This is a genomic window from Delftia sp. PX-1, from assembly GCF_055797465.1.
In genome coordinates, this window is sequence record NZ_CP184763.1 from 3161533 (window position 1) to 3181390 (window position 19858).

16 protein-coding genes are annotated in these 19858 nt (G+C 68.4%); 7 read left to right on the plus strand and 9 right to left on the minus strand.

The window, feature by feature from the left end; genetic code table 11:
* Positions 1-3: 3 nt before the first annotated feature.
* Positions 4-690 (minus strand): GntR family transcriptional regulator, encoded by a 687-nt coding sequence (locus tag ACN20X_RS14620; protein WP_013802958.1) that lies wholly within the window; start codon positions 688-690, stop codon positions 4-6.
* Positions 691-918: 228 nt separating this feature from the next.
* Between ACN20X_RS14620 and ACN20X_RS14625 the strand changes: the two genes are divergently transcribed.
* The gene (locus tag ACN20X_RS14625) at positions 919-1869 is read left to right on the plus strand and encodes a transglutaminase-like domain-containing protein (RefSeq protein WP_061287799.1); all 951 of its coding nucleotides are present in this window, start codon (positions 919-921) and stop codon (positions 1867-1869) included.
* A gap of 54 nt (positions 1870-1923) precedes the next feature.
* On the opposite strand, the gene ACN20X_RS14630 is transcribed toward ACN20X_RS14625, so the two are convergent.
* The 7 genes from ACN20X_RS14630 to msrB form a co-directional block, all read right to left on the minus strand.
* Positions 1924-4083 carry a TonB-dependent siderophore receptor gene (locus ACN20X_RS14630; protein ID WP_016453702.1) on the minus strand — a complete coding sequence of 720 codons (2160 nt, stop codon included), beginning with the start codon at positions 4081-4083 and terminating at the stop codon, positions 1924-1926.
* Between the two features lie 321 nt (positions 4084-4404).
* On the minus strand, positions 4405-5091 hold the full coding sequence (locus ACN20X_RS14635) for a B3/B4 domain-containing protein (RefSeq protein WP_016453701.1): 687 nt from the start codon (positions 5089-5091) through the stop codon (positions 4405-4407).
* 84 nt (positions 5092-5175) lie between these two features.
* The gene (locus ACN20X_RS14640; protein ID WP_473210793.1) at positions 5176-6003 is read right to left on the minus strand and encodes an AraC family transcriptional regulator; all 828 of its coding nucleotides are present in this window, start codon (positions 6001-6003) and stop codon (positions 5176-5178) included.
* Positions 6004-6016: 13 nt separating this feature from the next.
* Positions 6017-7405 carry a chromate efflux transporter gene (gene chrA / locus ACN20X_RS14645; protein WP_016453699.1) on the minus strand — a complete coding sequence of 463 codons (1389 nt, stop codon included), beginning with the start codon at positions 7403-7405 and terminating at the stop codon, positions 6017-6019.
* Between the two features lie 62 nt (positions 7406-7467).
* On the minus strand, positions 7468-8217 hold the full coding sequence (gene msrA / locus ACN20X_RS14650; protein ID WP_310038339.1) for a peptide-methionine (S)-S-oxide reductase MsrA: 750 nt from the start codon (positions 8215-8217) through the stop codon (positions 7468-7470).
* 34 nt (positions 8218-8251) lie between these two features.
* On the minus strand, positions 8252-10081 hold the full coding sequence (locus tag ACN20X_RS14655) for a cytochrome c biogenesis protein DipZ (protein ID WP_473210794.1): 1830 nt from the start codon (positions 10079-10081) through the stop codon (positions 8252-8254).
* A gap of 16 nt (positions 10082-10097) precedes the next feature.
* Entirely contained in the window at positions 10098-10598 is a 501-nt protein-coding gene (gene msrB, locus ACN20X_RS14660) for a peptide-methionine (R)-S-oxide reductase MsrB (protein WP_016448169.1), read from the minus strand.
* Between the two features lie 168 nt (positions 10599-10766).
* Here msrB and ACN20X_RS14665 point away from each other — a divergent pair, with 168 nt between their 5' ends.
* From ACN20X_RS14665 to ACN20X_RS14690, 6 genes are all read left to right on the plus strand, one after another.
* A complete protein-coding gene (locus tag ACN20X_RS14665; protein ID WP_016448168.1) occupies positions 10767-11483 on the plus strand; it encodes a response regulator transcription factor in 717 nt (238 codons plus the stop codon).
* Positions 11484-11485: 2 nt separating this feature from the next.
* Positions 11486-12991 (plus strand): sensor histidine kinase, encoded by a 1506-nt coding sequence (locus ACN20X_RS14670; RefSeq protein ID WP_209669919.1) that lies wholly within the window; start codon positions 11486-11488, stop codon positions 12989-12991.
* A gap of 87 nt (positions 12992-13078) precedes the next feature.
* Positions 13079-14797 carry an FMN-binding glutamate synthase family protein gene (locus ACN20X_RS14675; RefSeq protein ID WP_034364403.1) on the plus strand — a complete coding sequence of 573 codons (1719 nt, stop codon included), beginning with the start codon at positions 13079-13081 and terminating at the stop codon, positions 14795-14797.
* A gap of 88 nt (positions 14798-14885) precedes the next feature.
* Positions 14886-15164, plus strand: a complete 279-nt coding sequence (locus ACN20X_RS14680) for a hypothetical protein (protein WP_016448165.1) — start codon at positions 14886-14888, stop codon at positions 15162-15164.
* Between the two features lie 16 nt (positions 15165-15180).
* A complete protein-coding gene (locus ACN20X_RS14685) occupies positions 15181-16854 on the plus strand; it encodes a PepSY-associated TM helix domain-containing protein (protein ID WP_473210795.1) in 1674 nt (557 codons plus the stop codon).
* Complete coding sequence (locus ACN20X_RS14690; protein ID WP_046984647.1) at positions 16847-17164, plus strand: DUF3325 domain-containing protein; 318 nt, start codon at positions 16847-16849, stop codon at positions 17162-17164. The genes ACN20X_RS14685 and ACN20X_RS14690 overlap by 8 nt, the downstream gene beginning before the upstream one ends.
* Before the next feature lie 31 nt (positions 17165-17195).
* Here ACN20X_RS14690 and ACN20X_RS14695 read toward each other — a convergent pair whose 3' ends face one another.
* The gene (locus tag ACN20X_RS14695) at positions 17196-19712 is read right to left on the minus strand and encodes an Ig-like domain-containing protein (RefSeq protein ID WP_473210796.1); all 2517 of its coding nucleotides are present in this window, start codon (positions 19710-19712) and stop codon (positions 17196-17198) included.
* Between the last annotated feature and the right edge of the window lie 146 nt (positions 19713-19858).

The window sequence follows — 19858 nt, forward strand, 5'->3', positions numbered from 1 at the left end:
GCTTCAGCGCGACTTGCGCGGCTGCAGGGCCTCGGCGCGCAGCATGGCCAGCACGGCATCGCGCTTGTGGTGCAGGTGGGTGACCAGCAGCTCGCGCAGGGCCGTGGCGTCGCGTGCGCCCAGGGCCTCGATCATGGCTTCGTGCTCCTTGACGGCCTGCTTCCACTTGGCCGTGTCCAGGTTGGTGCGAAAGCGCAGCGACTGCACGCGGTTGTTGATGCGCTGGAAGGTTTCCGTCAGCACGGGGTTCTTGGCGGCGCTGTTCAGGGCCGCGTGGATGGCGGCGTTGAGCCGGTAGTAGGCAGACACGTCGGCGCGCGCCACGCTGGCCATCATCTCGTAGTGCAGGGCGCGGATCTCGGCGAATTCCTGGTCGGTGATGCGCTGGGCGGCCAGTTCGCCCGACAGGCCCTCGATGCCGGCCAGCACCTCGAAGGCGTGCATGACATCGGCCTCGCTCAGCTTGACGGCGATGGCGCCGCGGTTGGGCAGCAGGTCGGCCAGGCCTTCGGCGGCCAGCAGCTTGATGGCCTCGCGCAGCGGCGTGCGCGAGACGCCGAGCTGCTCGCACAGCTCGCGCTCGTTGAGCTTGGCGCCCGGGGCGATGCGCCCCTCGATGAGCATGGACCGCAAACGGTCCGCCACCTGCTCGTGCAGCGCCGCCCGCGATATCTCGATGATCTCCGCCATCTAGCGGTCTCCTTGGCTGTTCCTGGCTGGTGGATGCCTCCGCCACAGGCATTGCGCCATGCGGGGCGGCGCCGATGTTAGCCGAGTTTGCATCCCCTGCGGGCCGCCGGGCGGGCGCACGCGCTGTCCATGCCAAGCACTACAGGCTTTTCAGCAGGGGCCTACGGCCGGCGGAGACTCTTGATCCCACCATGGATGCCGATCCGACAGACCAACCAGGGAAAAACAATGGCCCAACCAGGAATCAGGCTGCAGATCCAGGTGGATCTTGCCTATGACATCCGCGATCCGGCCGGGGCCGACTTCGTGTTCAACATCCATGCGGCCCACACCTCGCACCAGACGGTGGAGAACGAGCGGCTGGTGCTCAGCCAGCCGGTGGAGCCCGACATTGCCACCGAGCCCGCCACCTCCACGCGCTTCATGCGCCTGCATGCCAACCCCGGCCCCCTGCACCTGACCTACACGGCCACCGTCTGCATCGCGCACCACCGCGAGGATCCTGCGGCGCTGGGCGAGGTTCCGGTGCGCTGCATCCCGCTGGAGGTCCTGCCCTACATCTACCCCAGCCGCTATTGCCAGTCCGACCGGCTGATGCAGCTGGCCTTCCGCAATTTCGGCCACCTGGCGCCCGGCTATTCGCGCGTGCTGGCCATACAGCAGTGGGTGCAGGAGCTGGTGACCTTCGCTTCGGCCACCAGCAACTCGTCCACCTCGGCCGTCGATACCCTGGTGGAGCAGGTGGGCGTGTGCCGCGACTTCACGCACCTGATGATCGCCCTGTGCCGCGCGCTGAACATTCCCGCCCGCATCGCCACCGGCACGGACTACGGTGCCGACCCTGCGCTGGGCCCGCCCGATTTCCATGCCTACGTGGAAGCCTACCTGGGCGACAGGTGGTACCTGTTCGATGCATCGGGCACGGCCATTCCCATGGGCTTCATGCGCTTTGGCACGGGCCGTGACGCGGCCGACGTGGCCTTTGCCACCATCTTCGGCAACGTGGTGGCCATGGCCCCCATGATCCAGACACAGGCCCTGGAAGACGAGCGCAGCCAGCTGCCCCGGCAGTGCAGCGAGGCGCTGTCGACCACCGCGCCGTCGCCCGCCGTGCTGTCGGGCTGCGCATCGTTTGGCAGCACGGCGGACAGAAGGAGCTTCAGGCAGCTGCCTGCCTGAGCTGCCTGCGCTGCGTGAAATGCCTGGGCTGTGTGAGGCGCACGGCGGCGGCTCTCAGAAGCGGTGCGTTCCCGTCACCGCAAAGGTGCGCCGCTGGCCGTAGAAGCAGTCGCCGCGTGCCAGGCACTGCGTGATCTGCACCTTGTCGGTCAGGTTGACCACGTTGAAGGCCAGGCGCCATGGGCCGGCGTCATAGGACACCATGGCGTCCAGCAGGGTGGCCGAAGGCGTGTCCACCAGGCTGGTGCCCGTCCACTGCGAACCCGTGTAGCGCACGCCCGCGCCCAGACTCCAGCCGCCGCGTCCTTCGCTGGCAAAGCGGTGGGTCAGCCAGGCCGACGCCGTGTGGCGCGGCACGTTGGTCACGCGCTGGCCCTGGTCGCCGCCATTGCTGCGCGAGATGACGGCGTCGGTGTACGCATAGGCCAGGGTGGCGTCCCAGTGGCGCGCCAGGCTGGCGGTGAGCTCGGCCTCGAAGCCGTTGACCTTGACCTCGCCGATCTGCAGGCTGTTGAGCGGGTTGGCGGGGTCGGTGGTCTTGCGGTTCTTCTCGCGCAGCGTATAGACGGCGGCAAAGGCCGACAGGCCCTGGCCCGGTGGCTGCCATTTCACGCCGGCTTCCCATTGCTCGCCGCGCTGCGCCTTGTAGGGCGTGCCGTAGACGTTCACGCCGCCCAGCGGCTGGAAGGACTCGGAGTAGCCCAGGTAGGGCGCCCAGCCACCGTCCATCTGGTAGGTGGCGCCTGCGCGCTTGGTCCAGGCCTTCTCGTCCACGGCGGAGGCGGGACGGCCTTCGGTGTCCGTCTGCGCGCTGTCGTGGCGCAGGCCCAGGGTGGCGGTCCAGCGGCCCCACTTGATCTGGTCCTGGGCGTAGAAGCCCAATTGCTTTTGCGACACGCCCGGCTGGCGCACCAGCTGCGAGGCCGTGGGCGGCGTGAAATTGCCGTAGACGGGGTTGTAGACGTCAAACGGCGCGGTCAGTCCGCGCCAGGTGGACTGGCTGGTGCTGTTGCGCTGTGCGTCCATGCCGGCCAGCACGGTGTGCTCGGCCGTGCCCCAGCGCAGCCGGCCTTCGAGCTGCGTGTCGATCACCAGCATGCGCCCGCCGTTGACCTGCCAGGAGGCATCGCGGTAGACGCTGCGGTTGTCGGGGTTGAAGACCGGGCGCGCAGGGCGGCCCTGGCCGGGGATGGCGGTGAAGCTGGTGTAGATGGAGCGGTAGTCCACGTCGCTGATGGTGCGCCGCAGGTTCTGGCGCACGGTCCAGTCCGCGTTCAGGCGGTGGCTGAACAGGTAGCCCCAGGATTTGTTCTCTGTGTCGAACGAGTCCCAGCCGGGCTCGCCGATGAAGGTGCTGGTGGGAATCTGGCCGTAGGGGCTGGGCAGGCGCGTGCCCTGCCAGGGGAAGAAGCCGATCAGCGAGCCGCTCTTGTCCTTCTGGTAGAGCGCCTGCAGCGTGAGCGAGGTATCGGCGCTGGGCCGCCACGTCAGGCTGGGCGCGATCACCAGGCGGTCGTCGTTCACATGGTCCACCTGGGTGCCGCTTTCCCGGCCCACGGCCACCAGGCGGTACAGCCACTGGCCGTCTTCGGTGACGGCGCCGGTCAGGTCGGTGGCGATCTGCTTGCGCCCGTAGCTGCCCACCTGCACCTGCACCTCGCGCAGCGCCTCGGCCTGCGGGCGCTTGCTGGTCAGGTTGAGCACGCCGCCCACGCTGCCCTGGCCGTAGAGCACGGAAGAGGGGCCGCGCAGGAACTCCACGCGTTCCAGCGTGTAGGGATCGGGCCGGCTGGTGTTGTAGGTGCCGTAGGTGCGCAGCAGCCCGTCCTGGTACTGGCTCACGCTGCCGCCGCGTGCCGAGAAGCTGTCCACCCGGCTGTCGAAATAGTTGGACACCACGCCGGCGCTGTAGGCGGTGGTCTGGCGCAGCGTCTGCACGCCCTGGGCCTCGAACTGGTCGCGCGTGACCACGCTGATGGCCTGGGGCGTCTCTATCAGCGGCGTGTCGGTCTTGGTGGCCGAGATGGCGCGCTTGGCGGTGAAGCCCACCACAGGGCCGGTGGGATTTTCCTTCTCGGTGCCTGCGTTCACGGTGACCGGGGCGAGCGTGGCCTCGGGGACCTTGTCAGGCTGGGCCTGTGCGTGGGCTGCGCCGCACAGGGCAAGCAGGGCGGCATGCGCAACTGCCGTGCGCGAGAGTCTTTGGGTAAGCATGGTCAATGGTCGAGAGCTGGGAAACCTGTGCCGTGGGGCGTGCTCTGGGTGCGTCGGCGCTGCTGCCGGCCCTGGGGCCAGCAGCGCAGCCTGTCATGGCGGGTGCGGATTCTAGAATGACAATGGGAATGATTTCTTTTTCTTTTCATTTGTATGTAGCATGCAACGCATTGTTATCAATTTGATAGCGTAGAAGCTTGTTCTGAAGGTACCTGTGGGTCGATGTGCAGGGCGGTGCGATACGCGTACGGTCTTGCTTGCGGGAAGTCCGCGCAGCGTGATAGTCCTCTTCGCGCCGGGGCGCCAACCGCCCCGGTCGCCTCAGGCCTGGGCGGCCTGCAAGGGGTTGCCTGGGTGTGAAACGGCCTCGGGCCACAGCCGACCGGCCGCCGCCTGCAACGCTTGCACCAACTGCTGCGTATCCCTCTTGCCGGTGGCGTGCAGCGCTTCGGTCACGATCAGCGCGTTGACGGTGGATTCGCGCACTGCCGAGTGGCCGCTTTGGCGGTTGCACCAGCGCCGGGCGTGGGCGCGGCCAGCCGTGTCGGCAAAGATGATTTCGCCGGGCTCGGGATATTCGATCTCGCCCGAGAAGGTCTCGTAGACCTCGCTGCCGGTTGCGGGGCGCACCTGCAGGCAGCCGCTGATGCGGTCCAGGTCGAAGACGGCCACGGGAATGGCAAAGGCCACCGAGGCCGCATTGCACAGGTCCACCAGCGGATGCAGGCCGGGAAGATCACCCTCCTTGCGCAGGCGGCGCAGCAGGGCCTCGGCGGCGCAGCGGTATTGCGTGGGCTTGAGGCCCATCCTGGCAAAGCCGCGCCGCCAGGCCTGAATGGATGGCATCTCGCTTTCCGGGGTGCAGGCCAGGTTCTGCCTGGCCTGTGCCATGAAGGGGGCGATCACGGCGTGTGCGGGCACGTCGGGTGACAGGCCGCGCAGCAGCAAGGTCTGCGTGGCCAGTTCAGGAAAGTCGCGGGGGATGGAGGGTGCGTAGGAGAACGGCAAGATCGGGCCTTGTGATTGGAGAGGGGATGTGATCTCCATCCTCGCCAGGCCGGTTTGCGTGGTCTTGAAGGAAATTGCAGCGCGTCACGCAGCGCAGGCGCTTGCTGCCCTGGCATAGAAGCCGGGCGCCATGCCGAAGCTGCGCACGAACAGGCGCGTCATATGGCTCTGGTCGGCAAAGCCGCTGTGCGCGGCGGCCTCGGCCAGCGGCATGCCGCTGGCGATGAGCCCGCGCGCCTGGTGCAGGCGCCGCTGCAGCAGATAGGCATGGGGCGTCATGCCCGTGGCGCGCGCAAAGGCGCGCAGGAACTGGTAGCGGCTCAGGCCCGCCTCTTGGGCCAGGGCGCCCAGGGTCAGGGGCGCGCCGGGATCGTCGTCCATCCGGGCGCGGGCCAGGGTGATGGGGGCCGGTGCGCGGGGCGCCGGGGCAGGGCGCTGCAGCATGCCGTCCAGCAGCTGCAGCAGGGCTTCGTCCAGGTCCAGGGCGTCCGTTGCCTCGCCGCTGCCGGTCATCCTGCGGTACAGAGCCTGAAAACACGCGGCCAGGCGCGGGTCGCGCACGGCGGGCTGGCGGAACTCGAAGCCGGCCGCCGGCCCCGCGCCATCCATGTCCGCCATGAGCCCGGCCACGACCCAGGGCTCCAGGTAGAGCATGCGCCAGGCGCGACCGCCGTCGCCCAGGGGCATGCCGTCATGCAGCTCGCCGGGGTTGACCATGATGAGGTCGCCAGCCCCGGCCTCGTAGAGACCTCGTCCGCTGGCGGACTTCTGCGCGCCACGCTCGATCAGGCCGATCCCGTACTGCTCGTGGGTATGCCGCCCAAAGTGCCTCGCCGTGTCGGCGGCCACGGCCTCCACGCCTGCGCTGCGGCAGCGCAGCCAGCTGAAATGCCCATCCGTGGTCGATACCATGCCGCAGCCTTTCCTATCCACCCTGGCGCGCCAGCGTGATCGCCAGGCCGGCCAGCCCCGCGCCCACCACCACGGGGATCACGCCCACCTTCCAGCGCAGCAGCGCGGCCGCCGCAGCCAGGCCCAGCAGTGCGGACGGCCAGTCGAAGGGACCCGCCCAGCCCTGTGGCCACAGCACATGCCAGGCAAAGAACACGGCCAGGTTGGCGATGACGCCCACCACGGCGGCCGTGATGCCCGTCAGCGGCGCGGTGAAGCCCAGCCTGCCATGGGTGGACTCGATGAAGGGGCCGCCCAGCAGGATGAAGGCAAAGGACGGCAAAAAGGTGAAGAAGGTCACGACCAGGGCGGCGGCGGCGCCGGCAGGCAGCAGCGCATCGGGGCCGAACACCTGCGTGCTCCAGCCGCCCAGGAAGCCCACGAAGGACACCACCATGATCAGCGGCCCCGGCGTGGTCTCGCCCAGGGCCAGCCCGTCCATCATCTGCGTGGCCGTGAGCCAGTGGTAGTGGTCCACGGCGCCCTGGTAGAGGTAGGGCAGCACGGCATAGGCGCCGCCAAAGGTCAGCAATGCCGCCTTGGTGAAGAACCAGCCCATCTGGGTGAGCGCGCCCTGCCAGCCGAAGGCGGCGGTCAGCAGGCCCAGCGCCAGGGCCCACAGCCCCAGGCTGGCCGCCAGCACCTGGCTGAAAAAACGCCAACTGAACCGTGCATGGGCCGGTACGGGCGTGTCATCGTCGATGACGGCCGGGCCGTGGCTGCCGCCGCTGTGGCCGTGCCCGCCTGCAGGGGCGAAGTGGCGCGGCGCCAGCCTGCCCCCCAGGTAGCCCAGCGCGCCGGCCGCCAGCACGATCAGCGGAAAAGGCAGCTTCAGCGCGAAGATGGCCACGAAGGCCGCCGCGGCAATCCCCCACAGCCAGCCGTTGCGCAGGGTGCGCGAGCCCACGCGCCAGGCCGCCTGCACCACCAGCGCCGTCACGGCCGGCTTGATGCCATAGAAGATGCCGGCAATGGCCGGCACATGGCCGAAGGCCACATAGATCCAGGACAGGGCGATGAGCAGCAGCAGCGAAGGCAGCACGAACAGGCCGCCGGCCACGATGCCGCCCCAGGTGCGGTGCAGCAGCCAGCCGATGTAGGTGGCCAGCTGCTGCGCCTCGGGGCCGGGCAGCAGCATGCAGTAGTTGAGCGCATGCAGGAATCGGCCCTCGGATATCCAGCGCCGCCGCTCCACCAGGTCCTCATGCATGATGGCGATCTGCCCGGCCGGCCCGCCAAAGCTGATGCAGCCCAGCTTCAGCCAGTAGCGCAGGGCTTCGGCGCGGGTGGGGGCCACAGGGGCCACAGGGGCCGCGGGAAGGGGCGCGGGCGGGTTGGGTGCGGTCTGCAGGCTGGAGGGCATGCCGCAAATGTCTCATACGGCAGCCGCCCCCGATGCCTGAAGGCACCCGCGCTGCGCAGGCGCTACATCTGCCGCGCGGCCTGCTTGACCAGCACCGGCTCGGCCCGGTAGCTGTCCGGGAACAGGCGCTTGAGCTGTTGCACCTTGGGCAGGTCGTTGATGACGATGTAGGGATGGCGCGGGTTCTCGGTCATGAAGTCCTGGTGGTAGTTCTCGGCAGGGAAGAAGCTGGGCTTGTCCTCCAGCCGGGTCACGATGGGCTTGCCGAAGACCTTGGCCGCGTCCAGCTGGGCCACATAAGCCTGGGCGGTCCTGAGCTGCGCGGCGTCGGTGGCGAAGATGGCCGAGCGGTACTGCGGGCCCGTGTCCGGCCCCTGGCGGTTGAGCTGGGTCGGGTCATGGGCCACGGAAAAGTAGATCTGCAGCAGTTGCCCGTAGCTGACCTGGGCCGGGTCATAGGTGATCTCGACCGACTCCGCATGCCCGGTGCGGCCGCTGCTCACCGCCGAATACGAAGCCTGGGCCGCCGTGCCGCCGCTGTAGCCCGAGACGGCGCGCTGCACGCCCTTGACATGCTGGAACACGCCCTGCACGCCCCAGAAGCAGCCGCCCGCAAAGATGGCTTTCTGCGGCCCCTGGCCCGTGGCCGGCATGTCCTGCGCGGGTGGCGGAATGCGCACGGCCTGCTCGGCCGCCTGCAGGTCGCTGCCCTGCCACAGCAGGGCGCCGCCCAGCAGCACGGCGCTGCCGGTCAGCAGTTGGAGAAGGCCGCGGCGGCGGGGTGCGGCGGCGAGGGGGGAATCGTTGGTCATGGTGTCTCTCCGGTGAAAGTGAAGCGGCCAGGGATCAGCCAAAGGTGAAGGCATAGGCGGAGATGCCGGGGTCCAGGAATTCGATGCTGAAGGTGCGTTCGGCTGCGCCGCCGTCCTGGCGCACCAGCTGGTACAGGCGCTGCGCGGTCACGCTGCCGCTGCCGTCGGCGGCCACGTCCATGCCGCGCGAGGCGCCGGGCGCCTTGCCGTCGATCAGCACCTTGAAGCGCACGGGCTTGCCATCGCTGCCGGGGCCCAGCACCAGGTGCAGGTCGCGTGCCTGGAAGCGGTAGGTGATGCGGCCGGTGGCGCCGTCCAGCGTGGCGCTTTCCGGGCCCACCGTCCATTGGCCGCTCAGGCCCCAGGCGTTCAGCGGCAGGCGCTCGGGCGTGGCATAGGCGGTGGCCTGGTCGTGTACGGCGGCAGGCGTGGCGGCAAATTGCTCGGCGCGCTCATAGCCCAGGTAGGTCTCGTGCGAGCGCACGGCTGCCATGTCGGCTGCCTGCTGCACGCCCTGGGCCTGCACGTCGATCAGGCCCAGGTCCATCTGCTTCGATCCGGCTTCCTGCAGCAGTTGCTGGATCACGCGCTCGGACTCGGCATAGCCGCCTTCGCCAAAGTGGTGGTGCCGGATGCGGCCCTGGGCATCGATGAAGTAGTGCGCCGGCCAGTACTGGTTGTGGAAGGCGCGCCAGATCTTGTAGCCGTTGTCCACGGCCACGGGGTAGCTGATGCCCAGGTCCTTGATGGCCTTTTCCACGTTGGACAGCTTGCGTTCGAAGGCGAACTCCGGCGCATGCACGCCCACCACCACCAGGCCCTGGTCGCGGTACTTCTCGGCCCAGGCCTTCACATAGGGCAGGGTGCGCAGGCAGTTGATGCAGGAGTAGGTCCAGAAATCCACCAGCACCACCTTGCCGCGCAGTTGTTCGGCCGTCAGCGGGGTGGAGTTGAGCCAGTCGGTGGCGCCGTCCAGCGCAGGGGCCAGCCCTTCGTCCGGCAGGGCGGCGCGGGACGGGCCGCCGGCCATGCGCATGGCGCCGCCTGCGGCCATCATGGCCGGGCCAGCACCGGAGCCCCTGTCCACGGCGGCCATCATTGCGGGACCGGCCTGCATGGCCATGGCACCACCCTCGGGCCTGCCGCTCAGGCGGTCCACCAGCCTTTGCTCCAGGCCGCCGGTGGAGGCCGTGGACACTTGCGCCAGCACGCCCGTGTCCAGCCCCAGCGCAATCGCGCCCACGCCGGCCAGCATGGCTGCACCCAGCCCGCGCCGCACCCATTCGCCCGCGCCCAGCATGCGCTTGAGCGCCGCAAACACCTTGCCGCCCAGCAGCAGGGCCGCCGCCATGGAGGTGGCCGCACCGGCCGCATAGGCCAGCAGCAGCAGGCTGGAGGTGGTGTTGGCACCCTGCAGTGCGGCGCCCGTGAGGATCAGGCCCAGGATGGGGCCCGCGCAGGGCGCCCACAGCAGGCCCGTGGCCACGCCCAGCAGCAGCGAGGCGCCGGGGCGGGCACCGCCGTCCGTGCCCTGGGCACGCTCGGACAGGCGCGAGCCCGCCGCCACCAGCGGCCGCGTCAGCCGCTCGGACAGGCCGGGCCACAGCAGGGTCAGCGCAAACACGGCGACCAGGCCCAGGGCCAGCCAGCGGCCGTATTCATTGGCGGCCACCACCCAGCCGCCGCCCACGGCGGCCAGCGAGGCCACCAGGGCGAAGGTCAGCGCCATGCCCGCCAGCAGCGGCAGGCCGCTTTTGGCGAAGGGCTGGTCGGCGCGTGCAAAGACGAAGGGCAGCACCGGCAGGATGCAGGGGCTGACGATGGTCAGCACCCCGCCCAGATAGGCCAGGACGATCAGCAGCATGGCGTGGCTCCCGGGTTCAGGCAGGCTGGGGCGTGAACGTCAGGGACAGCCCGTTCATGCAGTAGCGCAGGCCCGTGGGCCTGGGGCCGTCGTCGAAGACATGGCCCAGGTGGCCACCGCAGCGGCGGCAATGCACCTCGGTGCGCAGCATGCCGTAGGTGCGGTCCTGGCGCGTGGCCACGGCCTTGTCCAGCGGCTGCCAGAAGCTGGGCCAGCCCGTGCCGCTGTCGAACTTGGTCTTGGAAGAGAACAGGGGCAGCGCGCAGCCCGCGCAGGCAAAGGTGCCCGCGCGGTGCTCCTTGTTCAGGGGGCTGGAGCCTGCACGCTCCGTGCCTTCCTTGCGCAGGATCCGGTACTGCTCGGGCGTGAGGCGGGCGCGCCACTCGGCATCCGTGTAGCTGACCTCGAAGACCTCGCTGGAGGCGGCCGCTGGCGCGCGGCGCGGGAACAGGCTGGCCGCCAGCACGGCGGTGGTGCCGGCGCCTGCAGTCCACAGAAGATGGCGTCTGGTGGTCATGGTGTGCTCCTGAAGGTTGCGTGCGTCTGAAAACGATGCGATGCCAGTCAGGTTAGGGCGGCGGCCTCCCGAAGTCTTCACGCAGAGTTCAAAGATTCGTGATAACTCCCGGCCCCGGTATTGCGCACAATGGCAGCCACTCCCGCCACTTCCAGGAAACCGCATCCGATGACCGCCACGCGCCGCGTACTTCTCGTCGAGGACGACGCCCATATCGCCGACCTGCTCACGCTGCACCTGCGCGACGAAGGCCTGGAAGTCATGCACTGCGCGCGTGGCGACGACGGCCTGCGCCAACTGGAGCGCGGCGGCTGGGACGCGCTGGTGCTGGACATCATGCTGCCCGGCGTGGACGGCCTGGAGATCTGCCGCCGCGCCCGCGCCATGGCGCGCTACACGCCCATCATCATCATCAGCGCGCGCTCCAGCGAGGTGCAGCGCATCCTGGGCCTGGAGATCGGCGCGGACGACTACCTGGCCAAGCCGTTTTCCGTGCTGGAGCTGGTGGCGCGCGTCAAGGCGCTGCTGCGCCGCGTGGAGGCGCTGGCCCAGAACGCGCGGCTGGAGTCCGGCAGCCTGTCCATTGACGGCCTGGCCATGGACCCCGTGGCGCGCGATGCCCGGCTTCATGGTGCCCGGCTGGACCTGACCCCGCGCGAGTTCGACCTGCTGTACTTCTTTGCGCGCCAGCCCGGCAAGGTGTTCTCGCGCATGGACCTGCTCAATGCCGTCTGGGGCTACCAGCACGAGGGCTACGAGCACACCGTCAACACCCACATCAACCGCCTGCGCGCCAAGATCGAAGCCGACCCGGCCCAGCCCGCGCGCATCCTCACCGTCTGGGGGCGCGGCTACAAGTTCGCCGAAGCGGGCGAGGGCGCATGACCATGAAACTGCGCCTGACACTGACCCAGCGCCTTTCCCTGGTCTTTGCCGTGCTGCTGCTGGTGTGCAGCGGCACCTCCGCCTGGATGCAGCTGCGCGCCAGCCGCATGCACGAGCTGGAAGTGGTGCAGGGCCTGTCGCGCGACGTGGCCGAAAGCATTGCGCGCGACGCCCAGCTGACCGACGCCAACGGCCTCATGCCCGGCGCCGTGCGCAGCTTCTTCAACCAGCTCATGCTGGTCAACCCCAGCGTGGAGGTCTACCTGCTGGACGCCGACGGCCGCATTGCCGGCCATGCCGCCCCCGACGGCCGCGTGCGCCGCGAGCGCGTGGACCTGGCCCCCGTGCACCGGCTGCTGGAAGGCGGCACCCTGCCCATCCTGGGTGACGACCCGCGCAGCACCGAAGGGCGCAAGGTCTTCAGCGCGGCGCCGCTGCGCGTCAACGGCAAGGAAGTGGGCTTCATCTACGTGGTGCTGCAGGGCGAGGCGCATGACCAGCTGGTGGCGCAGGGCTCGGCCAACTCGGTGCTCAGCACGGCGCTGTGGTCCATCGGCCTGGTGGCGCTGCTGTGCCTGGTGGCCGGCCTGGTGGCCTTTGCGCTGATCACGCGGCCGCTGCGCCGGCTCACCGAAGAGGTGGCCGGCTTCGACATCCATGGCACCCCCCCGGACCTGCCGGCCCCCCAGCCCGGCGCCGCGCAGGACAGCCGCGACGAGATCGCCGTGCTGGACGCGGCCTACCGCCGCATGGTGGCGCGCATCGGCGAGCAGTGGCGCGCCCTCACGCGCCAGGACCAGGAGCGGCGCGAGCTCATCGCCAACGTCTCGCACGACCTGCGCACGCCGCTATCGTCCCTGCACGGCTACCTGGAAACGCTGCTGCTCAAGGACGCCGTGCTCGACACCACCGAACGCCGCCGCTACCTGGGCATTGCCCTGGCACAGAGCCAGAAGGTGGGCGAGCTGGCGCAAAGCCTGTTCGAGCTGGCGCGCCTGGAATACGGCTTTGTCCAGCCCGAGCCGGAGCCGTTTTCCATGCCCGACCTGGTGCAGGACGTGTTCCAGAAATTCGAGCTGCGTGCCGAGGCGCGACAGGTGGCGCTGCGGGCCGACTTCCCAGCCCGCCTGCCCGTCGTCCAGGCCGACCTGGGGATGATCGAGCGCGTGCTGGGCAACCTGCTGGACAACGCGCTGCGCCACACCCCCGAAGGCGGCAGCATCCTGGTGGCGCTGGCGGCGGCGGGCAACGCCGTCGAAATCACCGTGGCCGACACCGGCCCCGGTATCCCGGCCGATCTGCGCGAAGGCCTGTTCGAGCGGCCCTTCACCGTGGGCGGCGCCCGCCGCGGCGGCGGCCTGGGCCTGCGCATCGTCCACCGCATGCTGGAGCTGCACGGCTGCCGCATCGAACTGGTGGACCCGCCGGGGCAGGGGGCGAGCTTCCGGTTCGTGCTGCCTGCGGCCGCGCAGGCAACGGGCGCCGGCGCCCGGCCGCGCCAGGGCTGACGCGGATCGTGGGTTAACCTTGTGCATAGCGCGCCCTCGACGGCGCGGCATGCACAAGATCGTCAACTCGTTCCGAGGACCCACGCCATGTCAACGTCTGCCTCTCCCGTTCATCGCCTGCCCGCATGGGTGCCGCTGCGCTACACCACGTTCTGCCTGAGCCTGGTCGGCAGCGCGGGGCTGCTGGTGGCGGCGCTGGTGTGGGGAGGGCTGTGGTGGTGGCTGGGCTTCGGCGTGTGCGCCGCGCTGGCGCTGCTGGGCGTGCGCGACATGACCCAGGTGCGCCATTCGGTGCTGCGCAACTACCCCATCATCGGCCACCTGCGGTTTCTGCTGGAGTTCATCCGGCCCGAGATGCGGCAGTACTTCATCGAGTCCGACCATGAGGCGCTGCCGTTCTCGCGCGCCCAGCGCTCCCTGGTCTACCAGCGCGCCAAGGGCGACCCGGACAGCCGCCCGCTGGGCACGCAGCTCAATGTCACGGCCCAGGGCTATGAGTGGGTGAACCATTCCATGCAGCCCACCAGGCTGGCCTCGCATGATTTCCGCATCACCATCGGCTGCGCCGATGAAGGTGCCTCGCCCTGCACCCAGCCCTACAGCGCCAGCATCTTCAACATCTCGGCCATGAGCTTTGGCGCGCTGTCGGCCAATGCCATCCTGGCGCTGAACAAGGGCGCGAAGATGGGCGGATTTGCGCACGACACGGGCGAGGGCTCCATCAGCCAGCACCACCGCGTGCACGGCGGCGACCTGATCTGGGAGGTGGCCTCGGGCTACTTCGGCTGCCGCAACGACGATGGCACGTTCAGCGAGGAGAAATTCATCGCCAATGCCACCGACCCGCAGGTCAAGCTCATCGAGATCAAGCTCAGCCAGGGCGCCAAGCCCGGCCACGGCGGCATGCTGCTGGGCGCCAAGGTCACCCCCGAGATCGCCGCCGCGCGCGGCGTGCCCGTGGGCGTGGACTGCATCAGCCCCTCCAGCCACAGCGCCTTCAGGACGCCGGTGGAGATGATGCATTTCATCGCCCGCCTGCGCGAGAAGTCGGGCGGCAAGCCCACGGGCTTCAAGTTCTGCGTGGGCCATCCCTGGGAGTGGTTCGCCATCGTAAAGGCCATGCAGGAGACGGACATCACGCCGGACTTCATCGTGGTCGATGGCGCCGAGGGCGGCACGGGCGCGGCGCCCGTGGAGTTCACCGACCACGTGGGCGTGCCGCTGCAGGAAGGCCTGCTGCTGGTGCACAACACGCTGATCGGCGTGGGCCTGCGCCACCGCATCAAGATCGGCGCGGCCGGCAAGGTGATCACGGCCTTCGACATCGCGCGCATGATGGCGCTGGGCGCCGACTGGTGCAACGCCGGGCGCGGCTTCATGATGGCCCTGGGCTGCATCCAGGCGCAGAACTGCCACACCGGCCACTGCCCCACGGGCGTGGCCACGCAGGACGCGGCGCGCCAGAAGGCCCTGGTCGTGCCCGACAAGGCCACGCGCGTGGCCAACTTCCATGACAAGACCCTGCATGCGCTGCAGGAGCTGGTGCAGGCGGCGGGCCTGGAGCACCCCTGCGACATCACGGCCCACCACATCGTGCGGCGCATCTCCGACACCGAGGTGCGCCAGCTCGCCAACCTGGTCCTGCGCGTGGAGCCCGGCGCTCTGCTGGGGCCGCTGGACAAGCAGCACAACGTGTTCAAGCTCTACTGGCCAGGGGCGCGCGCGGATACCTTCCAGTTCGTGCCGCCCACGCTCAAGCCTTCGGCACCGCAGGCCAAGGCGCAGGCGGCAGGCCAGCCCGCATAGGGACACCACGGCCGATCACGGGTTTTGACGGCGCTCGGGGATAATGCGCCCCGAGCACTTTGGTCCACGACTGTATTTTTCTTTGTAAATGAAAACTATTTTGGTTCGCATTGCAGCTGCCGTCTTCGGCGGCTATGCCTTCACCTGGGGCTTCATCGCCCTGGGCGTGGCGCTGATGTTTGCCGCCGGAATGGAGTTCCACGATGCCGAGCATCTGGGCTACATCCTCGGCTTCCTGGTGTTTCTGACGGTGTTCCTCTGGGCCTTTGCGGCGCAGAGCCTCCCGCGCGTCTGGGCCGTGCTGGCCGGCGGCGGCATTGTCATGACCGGTTGCGCATCGCTGCTCCAGCAGATGCTGCTGCCCTGAATCCGGAGAACGCCCCATGTTCCAGAACTTCCGCCTCTCCATGGCCTGGCTGCACACCTGGTTCGGGCTTGCGCTCGGCTTCGTGCTCATGGCCGCCTTCTTCTTCGGCGCGCTGTCGGTGTTCGACCGCGAGATCGACCGCTGGGCCATCCCGGCCTCGCGCTTCGAGCCCACGCCCATGCCCTCGTACGACCAGATCCTCAAGCCGGTCTTCGAGTCCATGCAGCCCAACGCCCAGGCGCGCGATGCCATGCGCGGCGAGGTCAACGGCCCGCTGCCCGAGCGCTTCGACACGCCCCAGCGCTGGGGCGCCTACACCACCCACCGCGATCCCGTGCTGGGCCTGTTCGCCGGCTACGAGGTGCCCAACGCCAAGAAGCCCGAGACCCTGATCTGGGCCATGCGCACCATCGACCCGCGCAATGGCGAATCCCTGCCGGACGACCACCTCAAGATCGGCAGCCAGTTCTTCTACCCGCTGCACTACAGCCTGACGCTCAACTGGATGAACCTTGGCTACTGGATCGTGGGCTTTGCCGCGCTCATCATGCTGGTGGCCCTGGTCAGCGGCGTGGTCATGCACCGCAAGATCTTCCGCGAGCTGTTCACCTTCCGTCCGAAGAAGGCCACGCAGCGCAGCGTGCTGGACCTGCACAACCTCACCGGCGTGGTGGCGCTGCCCTTCCACTTCTTCTTCGCCTTCACGGGCCTGGTGATCTTTGCGGGCATCTACTTCCCCATCACCCATACCCAGCTGGAGCCCCTGCACGAGTTGCACGAGAAGATGGAGGCCGAGGAAACCGGCCTGCCGCACGACCGCGCCGGCGTGGCCGCACCCATGGCCTCGGTGGACGCCATGGTGGCCGAGGCGCAGCGCCGCTGGGCCGCCAAGGGCATGGCCGGCGACGTGGGCTTCCTGTCCGTCACCCATGTGGGCGATGCCAACGGCTACGTCAGCGTCTACCGCGCCGGCACCGACCGCATCGCGCTCACGGGCGAGGGCATCCACTTCAAGGCCAGCACGGGCGCCCTGCTGCGCGAAGATCCTCCGCGCACGGCCGTGGACAGCATCAACACCTTCCTCACCGGCCTGCACCTGCAGCACTTCCGCCACTGGCTGCTGCGCTGGCTGTACGTGCTGGGCGGCCTGGCCGGCTGCGTGTGCATTGCCACCGGCTTTGTCTTCTTCGTGGAAAAGCGCAAGAAGCAGCACGCCAGACAGGGCGTGCAGGGCGCGCGCGTGGTCGATGCCCTGGCTGTCACCACGGTCACCGGCATGCTGGTGGCCACGCTGGGCATGCTGATCGCCAACCGCCTGCTGCCCGAGGCCATGCCCCAGGGCTGGCCGGGCCGGGGCGACATGGAACGCTATTTCTTCTGGGCCACCTGGCTGCTGGCCATGGCGCATGCCTTTGTGCGCAGCGCCCCCGTGGCCCGGGGCCTGCCCAACCCCGCCTGGCGCGAGCAGTGCTGGGCCGTGGCCGCCATGGCCGTGGTGGCCGTGCTGCTGAACTGGCTGACCACGGGCGACCACCTGTTCAAGACCCTGGGCGCGGGCTACTGGCCGGTGGCCGGCGTGGACCTGTTCATGCTGGCCAGCGCCGTGCTGGCCGTGGTGGTGGCGCGCAAGCTCAAGACGCGCGCCGCGCCCGCCATGCCCTCGCGCGCCGCGGAGGTGGCCCATGTCTGAGGGACTGATGGACGCACTGCTGCTGGCCGCCGCCTTTGCGGCATCGCTGCTGGGCATGGCCTGGTTTGCGCTGGCCAAGGACGTGCACTGGGAGCAGGTGCACGGCGACATGCCCCAGCCCGATGGCAAGGTCAGGCTGCTGCGCTGGCTGGGCGCCTCAGGCCTGGCCGCCTCGCTGGGCCTGTGCCTGGCGGTGGACCATGCCTCCATGGCCTCCCTGGTCTGGATCATGACGCTGGCAGCCGCCGCCCTGGCCATTGCCTTCACCCTGACCTGGCGGCCGCGCTGGCTGCGCTGGTTGCCGGCCTGACGTTTGCGCGGGACCTGCGCCCGCTGCGGGCTCAGGCCTGCCTTTTCCTCATCCTGCGGCTGGCCAGATAGGCCATGCCGCACAACAGTGCCAGCATGCCACCCTGGCCCAGGCCGGGAACGGCCTGGACATTTCCGGGGCCGGGACCGGGTCCTGGGTCCGTGCCCGGACCGGGGTCGGGATCGGTGCCCGGGCCGGGATCGGGAGGATCGGCAGCGATCACCTCGATGGTCACGGATGCCGGTGCGGCAGCGCTCTGGTGCCCGTCGGATACCGTGAAGGCGAAGGTATCGGGCCCGGAGTAGCCGGCCGCCGGCGTGTAGACCAGCGTACCCGTCTGGGGATCGAAGCCGCTGATGACGCCATGGGCGGGGCCGGCGGTGATCTCGAAGCGCAACGGGTCCGACTCGAAGTCCGTGCCAGCGAGGGTGATGGACAGCGCCGTATCCTGCGGGGTCGTGACGGCTTGCGGCAGGGCCACGGGGGCGGCGTTGGCCGCCATCGCGTTGGAAAAGCGCGAGGTGTCACCGGTGGAAATCCGGGTGGCGGTCGCCGTGACAGCGGCCTGGTCGCCCGGGGGCATGGCGCCCTTGAACACCAAGGGCGCATGGCCGGATGCATCGGTGGTCACGGTCTGCGAGCCGAGCAGAACCTTGCCGGCGGCGCGCTCCACCAGCCCGTCGGGCAGCCTGGGCGTCGAGAAATACTCGATGCGCATGCTCTCGTTGGCAACGCTGTCCAGCGTGCCGGACAGGCCCTCGGGCGTCACCGTGAGCAGCACCGGCTCGGCAGGATCTCCGTTGGCCAGGCTGGTTCGTGCGATGCCTCCCTCGGTATTGCCGTAGATGGCATTGCCGAGCATGGAGACGCCCTTGACTTCGTCCCCCCGCAATCCCACGCCGAACAGCCTGTTGTGCGCAATCACGTTGGCATGTGCCGCGTCGTCACCGCCGACCAGGGTGTCATGGGCCTTCTGGAAAAAGGAAACGCCTTCCCCATTGGGCAGGGCGGTTCCCTGGGGACTGACGCCCACGTAGTTGCCCTGCACGAGGTTGTTCTTGCTGGCGCCCTGGAACTGTATGCCGGACGCCTTGCTGCCACCGACGATGTTTGCGCGCACGGTCACCTCATCCGAATCCTTGATGACGATGCCCCATTGATTGGGCAGCATGGTGCTGGCATCCAGGCTGGTTCCCACGATATTCCCGGCAATCAGGGTATTCGGGTTGCGTGCGCCGTAGTTTCCATTCAATTCAATGGCCGTTTCCTTGTTTCCGGCAATCAGGTTGCCGTCCTCAGGGCCTGTGCCAATGCGATGTCCGCCCTCCGACGAAAAGAATACGGCAATGCCTGGCCCATTGTTGGGAATCATGGCCGTGCCGGCTGCATTGGTTCCGACTCGGTTGCGGGTCACCAGCGTGTGGGCGCCGGAAATGGAAATCGCGGAGGAGCCGCCTGTTTGCCTGACATTGCCGGAGACGAGGTTGCTGTCGATCAGCGTGCCGGTAAAGTCGGATGCCACGCTGATGCCGTTTCCCTGGTTTCCCAGGGCCACATTGCCGGTGATATCGGTGCCTATGTAGTTTCCCTGAATGATGTTTCCTGTACCTGCACCTGGCCAGGAAAGCCATATTCCGGAATTCTCCGCCGCGGAAATGACATTTCGCCCGCCAATATCCAGATTCCCGATGCGGTTGCGGTTGCCGGAGTGGACAAGGATGTTGCTGCGATTGCCCATGGCAACCGTTCCCGATGCGTCAACGCCTATATGGCAGCCCAGCACGGTGTTGCCGTCGCCGGTCACCGCCAGGGCCGTATTGAAGCCGCCTATCGCCAGGCCGCGCACCGTGATGGCGCCTGCCAGCTCGAGCCCTATGCCGAACTCGGGGCTGCCTGACTGCAGCGTGATCAGGGGGCGGCGTGGCAAGTGGTCCTCATAGCCGGGCTGCGTGCTGGCGTCCACGGTGAGCGATGTGGCCTGTGCAATGGGCTGCATGAGCCTGCCATTCCAGTTGCTTTGGGTGACGATGGTCTGCTCTCCCCCCGCACCGATGCGGAACTCGATGCGGTTGTCGCCGCCTTTGTTGCGGTTGGCGTTGGCGTAGGTGATGGCATCGCGCAGCGTGCAGGGTCCCAGGCCGGTGCTGGCGCACGGGCCGGTTGCGTCGGCGGCGCTGTCCACCACGACGGTCCATGCGTGGGCCGTGGCGATGCAGCCTTGCGACAGCAATGCCAGGGCGAGCAGGCGCAGGGGCCTGCGTGCCGCCGTGGGAGTGAATCGTTGCCTGTATATGCTCATTGCCTTTTTACTTTCCCTGAAATGGACTGCCGAAACGCCTTGCGGGTATTGATTGCGCAATTGCTGGAAAGGGCGCTGCGATTTCGCATGTGCGGCGTCTGTGTGGAATATCCCGGGGCCTGACCCAAGAAAATGAAGCAGCCCTTGTTGATGAATCAAGCCTGCAATGATCCCCGGGGCATCCGAGTTTGGGTCTAAGAATTTTCTTAAATCATCAAGACTGCTGAAATCGCTGAAGAGATCGGACAAGGTCTTTGATGACGAAGCGAGGCGGGCGATATTCCCGGGTGAAGCGGCGTGCACGGGTTTGCAGGATTAAGAAAATTCTTAGCCCTGTTTCTTCATCCGATTCCTATGATTTGGCAATGCGCCAGTTTCAAGACCTTCTGTTTTCT